The following is a 5113-nucleotide window of genomic DNA, read 5'->3' as shown; positions in this document are numbered from 1 at the left end:
ACGCAATCCGCGATAACGAACCTGAATTGAAAAGACCTAAAATGTGGTGGTTCAACCTGATCATGACGCTTGCGCTTTTGGCGATGCTGATCATGGATATTGCCCACGGTGGTATCCTGTTCATGCTGGGAGCCGCAATCGCTTTGACTGCGAATTACCGCTCCTCTAAACTGGTTACGGAACGTTTGGATGCACTTGCTGCCGATTCTTTGGCGCCAGCCTTGGCTACTTTGGCAGCCGGCGTCTTCTCCGGAATATTGACAGGAAGCGGAATGGCTACTGCTTTGGCGGAAGGGATCACTAAAATCATCCCTGAATCATTGGGTACGCATATGGCGCCGATCTACGCCATCATCTCTGCACCAGCGATCACATTCCTGCCTCAGGATGCCTTCTACTTCGGGATCGCCAGCGTAATGGCAGGCGTAATGGGCCAGTTCGGCATCACGCCGGATCAGGCCGCCGTCGCTTCGATGGTAGGGCAAGCATTCCGCTTAATAAGCCCGGTCATCCCGGCCTTGTACATGCTTTGCGAATACACGGAGATCAACTTCGTCGACTTCCAAAAAGGCTACATCAAGTTTGCTTGGCCGATCCTGTTCATCTACATCATCGTCTACGGCATCACAGGCGTCATGCCGCTTTAAGATTCAACAATAATATAGTGAATGAAGGAAAGCGTTCGGCGGATAAAACCGAGCGCTTTTTTTGTGCATTTTGCTTATGTTAATTAAATAATTTTTAAAACTAACATAGTGGCACTCTATAATCTATGGTAATATTGAAGAAAGAGAGCATCGGAGTCAACAGGAAAGAAGGGTTGCCAATTGGAGAATAACCAGAGCATTTTCGATACAATTTGCCGGATGCGGGATGAACAGCCTGGTCTGCCTTATCGGTTCCAGGATGAGCGGACGGCTGGGCAAAAAGATGTGCTTTATGTCCTTGCATCCGAAGGGATCCCGTTTTGGCGGAAAGAGGATTTGGCGAAGGAGTGCTGCGGCATCCTCAAGGACCTCGTCCACAAAGAAGAGGCGATCCTGACAGACCCTGTTCTGCGCCATTTTCTGGAGCATTACCCCATCTGCAGTTATTTCCTTGAATTGCGCGAAAGAGTGAGGATTACTTTGGAAGCGGAATCAGGAGCACGAGAGCGGTTGTACCATCTCGGCATGCGGCTCGCCCGCAGCGGCACCGATCCGGAACAGGTGAAACTGGGCATCATCCTTCTGGGCTTCTTTCCATATGATACGACCAAACAGATCATGCGCACACTGGGTTACCACAGCGAGTACACTTTGTACGTGCTCGAGAGCATCCAGTATGTTTTCCCACTGCAGAACAATTTCATCTTCGAATTGGCCAAGCAAACTGTCGGTTACGGAAAACTGGCTGCCATGTTCCTGCTGAAGCCGGTCACTTGGGAGCAGCAACACTGGATGATGCATGAAGGCATCAAGAGCGATTTCCTCGCCAACATCTACGCCAATCTCTGCATCCAGAAAACGGATATGCGCGCCTATTTCAAAAAGACCGAGATCACTGCAGCCAATTTCACGGATTTCGCTTACCTGATCTGTTACGCCGACTACAACAATGACAGCTTGACCCTCGATGCCCAACTGGACTTCCTGTATAAGTTCATCGATAAGCGCGATTATGCGGTAAGCTTCATCGATCTCGGCGCGCTCGTCAGCATCTGGTATCAGGTAGTCGACTATTGGCAACAGGATTACGACTTCATCAGTCAAAATGAAACGAAATACCGCCGCACCAAAACCATGTGGGATACCCGCATTGCCCGCTACGAAAAGCTGGTGCATAAAGTCGAGAGTTTCCTGCATCAGCCTAAATGGCGCCATATCGTCTATCAGGAAATTTCCGCCCCGAAGGAATCGGATAGTCTGATTATGAAAGTGCTCGTCTATCTGAACATGCATCCCGATTTTCCGGCTTTCATGGAAGTGCTGAGTCGGCAACCTTTGGGATTCAACATGCTGGATTTCTTCCTGAAAATCAATCCCGAATTCTATTTCGACGATGTCTGCGAATACCTGGAAGCGATCCTGAACCCGGATCTCTACACGCTCCCTCTGGAAACCGAAGAGCCGGAAAATCCGAGCGTCACGGATCTGATGCGCGCCGACGAATGGTTGCTGCGCCTGTTCGAAGTGATGAGCGAGAAACGCAAATACAATGAAGCCTGGTGCATCCGCGGCATCCACTATCGCCATGCAGGCGTGCGCAAAAAAGCGGCCCAGGTGCTGCAACAGCACAGGAAAAAATGGTCCGACCAGGTGGAACATGAACTCCGGATTGCGTTTGAAAAAGAGCCGAACATCAAAATGAAGCGGCAGATCGACAGACTGTTGCAGCCGGAAAATCTGAAGAACCAAAAAGAAAGCCGCTATCTGAAGGCAAAGCAGCCGCCATTGAGCCATGCCCACACGGATAAGGAATTGCTGCATACGTATATCGCCGGGACACAGTTCCATGAGCTGAGTGGAGTCGCCGATTTCCTGAAACCGGGGGACTTGCTGCAGCTCATCCGCGAAGCCGATAATTCCTATGATGCGAATGCCATCGCCGTTGCGACCCAAGCCGGCTACATGTTGGGTTATGTGCCGCGGTCGGAGAATCCCGTCTTGGCGAGTCTGCTTGATGCCGAGGAGCGTCTTTATGCGATCCTTGAATCGCCGACGGTCGAAATGGAACGGCCGAAAATCACCATTGTCCTGAAACGCACCTTTTTCCAGGCGCAACCGAATGAGCAGGGTCAAGGCATCATCCTTCCGTTCCCGCCGCCAAAGAAAAAGAAATACGAATAAGAAGAAGAAAAGCGGAACGGGTTCGTTCAGCCCTGAAAGAAATTTAGGAAATCTGGCCCTGAATGAGCATCGTAGAGCGCAATGGGTCAGATTTATCTAATTTCCGAAGGGCTAACCCGTGCAGCTAGCCAACGTCTTGGGATGCACAAAATATTTTGCAATCCTGTGAAACACCTGCGGTGAAGCACTTGTAGTTCAGAAAACTTTATACTATTCTACAAAGAACGAAGAGGAACACCTAAAGAACAGGGTGTTCCTCTTTTTGCGCGGAAATGAACTTGACTATTTCGCGGGAAAGTCGAAAATGGGAAGAGAGCATTAAATTGACAGAAGGGGGAGTAAATATATGAATTTTGGGAAACTGTTGGGGACTTTGATTGTGGCATTCATCGGAGGCTGGGCTGGGATCCGTTTCCGCGTGCCGGCCGGAGGGATGATCGGTTCGCTGGTGGCGGTCGCCATCTACAATTATTTTTCGCAGATGGGCTACATGCCGGCCAATCTGAAGATCATCGGTCAGATCATCATTGGCGGGACCATCGGCATGAACTTCACGAAAAGCAGCTTGGCCGAAATGAAACAGGTGTTTTTCCCTGCCGTTACTTCCGTACTGATTTTGTTGACGGTCGGAGTGATTGCGGGCTACATCCTGCACAAAGTGGCTGGAATCGATCTGATCACGGCCTTGCTAGGGACTTCACCGGGCGGATTGACGGATATGACCATCCTGGCGGCGGCTTTTGAGGCGGACACGATCGTCGTCTCCTCCATCCATCTCGTCCGGCTATTCTCTGTCATCCTGTTGATGCCGATCTTTGTCCGATTCATCAGCACGTACATAAATAAATAAGTAAAAGTGGCCGTTTCGAAGAATCGGACAAGCGCAACAAAAAAGCGACTGTCTCCAAGAGACGGCCGCTTTTTTTGACTGAAGCAACTATTGTTACTCGTATTTCTTCAGGAAGAACAATCCCAGCGTTCCCAGACCGGTATGCGAGCTGATTGTGGAACCAATCGTGTTCACATAGATGCGACGCGGATGGAAATGCTCTTCGATGTATTGGCGCATTTCCTCTATCGCTTCGGCATCGTCGCTATGGCAAAGGAAGACGTTTTGTTCCTGGATCATATCCGCTTCATCGCGCAAGCGTTCGTACATCCGGTTCATGACTTTTTTGCGTCCGCGCAGTTTTTCGACGGGGATCAGTTCGCCGTTCACCACTTCAAGCAAAGGTTGGATATTCAATAGTCCCCCGAGAAAGGCACTGGACTTCGAAAGACGACCGCCAGCCGCAAGGTAATTCAGATCCTTGACGGTGAAAAGGGACACGACGTTCGCAGCCGTGAATCGGACACGCGCTTCGATTTCATCCAAAGTAAAACCGGCTTCGCGCATCTCGATTGCTTCGACGACGGACAAGCCTTCGCCGACCGAAGCACTCATGGAGTCGACGAGCCGCAGATCAAAGTCTGGAAACTCTTCTTTTAGTTGCTGGTATGCCAAGTTGGCCGCTTGGTAGGTGCCGGATAGCTTGGCGGAAAGGGAAATGTAGATGCCTGACTCACCGGCTTCTGCAGCTTTCCGGAAACCGGAATGGAATTTTTCCAAGGACACTTGGCTCGTTTTCGGGTGACCGCCGCGTGCGATCATTTCATAGACTTTGTCGGCTTGGATTTCGATCATATCTTCGTATTCGCCGGTATCCAGCAGAGTCGTCAACGGGAAGACTTCCACATCACTTTCCTGCAGATAGTCATAAGCCAGATCACAAGCACTATCGGTAAATATTTTCATCAGTAACGCCTCCTCTAGCGCGAGTTCTATCACGGGATATTCCGTGGTCTACTCTACAGTATAGCACGTTTCGACTGTTTGGAAAATTTCGGCACAACGGCCCCTTTAAATGGGTCGTTGCGGATGCAAAAATAAAGGCTCAATCGTTCAGTTCGCCGAGTTCCTCCTTGATCAGCAGCGCCGTCTTTTCAGGGATACCCAAGGCTTTGAGGTCTTCGTAGCTGGCTTCGCGGATGTTCTTCATCGTCTTGAAATGCTTCAGGATCTTCGTACGGGTCTTCGGCCCGACGCCTTCGATCTGATCCAATTGGGAAGCGATGCTGTTCTTGGCGCGCACTTGGCGGTGGAAGGTGATCGCGAAGCGGTGGACCTCTTCCTGGATCCGCTGCACACGATGGAAGGCTTGGCTGTTCGGACTGAGTTCCACGATTTCATCCTTCTCGCCGAAGATGAGCGACGAAGTCTTGTGCTTCGTGTCCTTGACCATGCC

4 protein-coding genes and 1 pseudogene are annotated in these 5113 nt (G+C 50.5%); 3 read left to right on the top strand and 2 right to left on the bottom strand.

The genetic code is table 11. The features are described from left to right. The 3 genes and pseudogenes from WBV27_RS01515 to WBV27_RS01505 form a co-directional block, all read left to right on the top strand. Positions 1 to 647 (top strand): annotated as a pseudogene (locus WBV27_RS01515) (citrate transporter); the annotation flags it as partial. A 180-nt stretch (positions 648 to 827) separates the two neighbouring features. Continuing rightward, complete coding sequence (locus tag WBV27_RS01510; protein ID WP_424198796.1) at positions 828 to 2828, top strand: HIRAN domain-containing protein; 2001 nt, start codon at positions 828 to 830, stop codon at positions 2826 to 2828. A 346-nt stretch (positions 2829 to 3174) separates the two neighbouring features. Next, on the top strand, positions 3175 to 3678 hold the full coding sequence (locus tag WBV27_RS01505; RefSeq protein ID WP_086628529.1) for an AbrB family transcriptional regulator: 504 nt from the start codon (positions 3175 to 3177) through the stop codon (positions 3676 to 3678). A gap of 93 nt (positions 3679 to 3771) precedes the next feature. Here WBV27_RS01505 and WBV27_RS01500 read toward each other — a convergent pair whose 3' ends face one another. Both WBV27_RS01500 and WBV27_RS01495 read right to left on the bottom strand, forming a co-directional pair. Next, on the bottom strand, positions 3772 to 4623 hold the full coding sequence (locus WBV27_RS01500; RefSeq protein WP_424198794.1) for a DegV family protein: 852 nt from the start codon (positions 4621 to 4623) through the stop codon (positions 3772 to 3774). A 139-nt stretch (positions 4624 to 4762) separates the two neighbouring features. Further along, positions 4763 to 5113, bottom strand: a 351-nt coding sequence (locus WBV27_RS01495; protein WP_424198792.1) for a helix-hairpin-helix domain-containing protein, incomplete at its 5' end; no start/stop codon positions are given.

Source organism: Trichococcus sp., from assembly GCF_049589555.1.
Classification (GTDB): Bacteria; Bacillota; Bacilli; order Lactobacillales; family Aerococcaceae; genus Trichococcus.
This window is presented reverse-complemented; position numbering and strand designations above follow the sequence as displayed.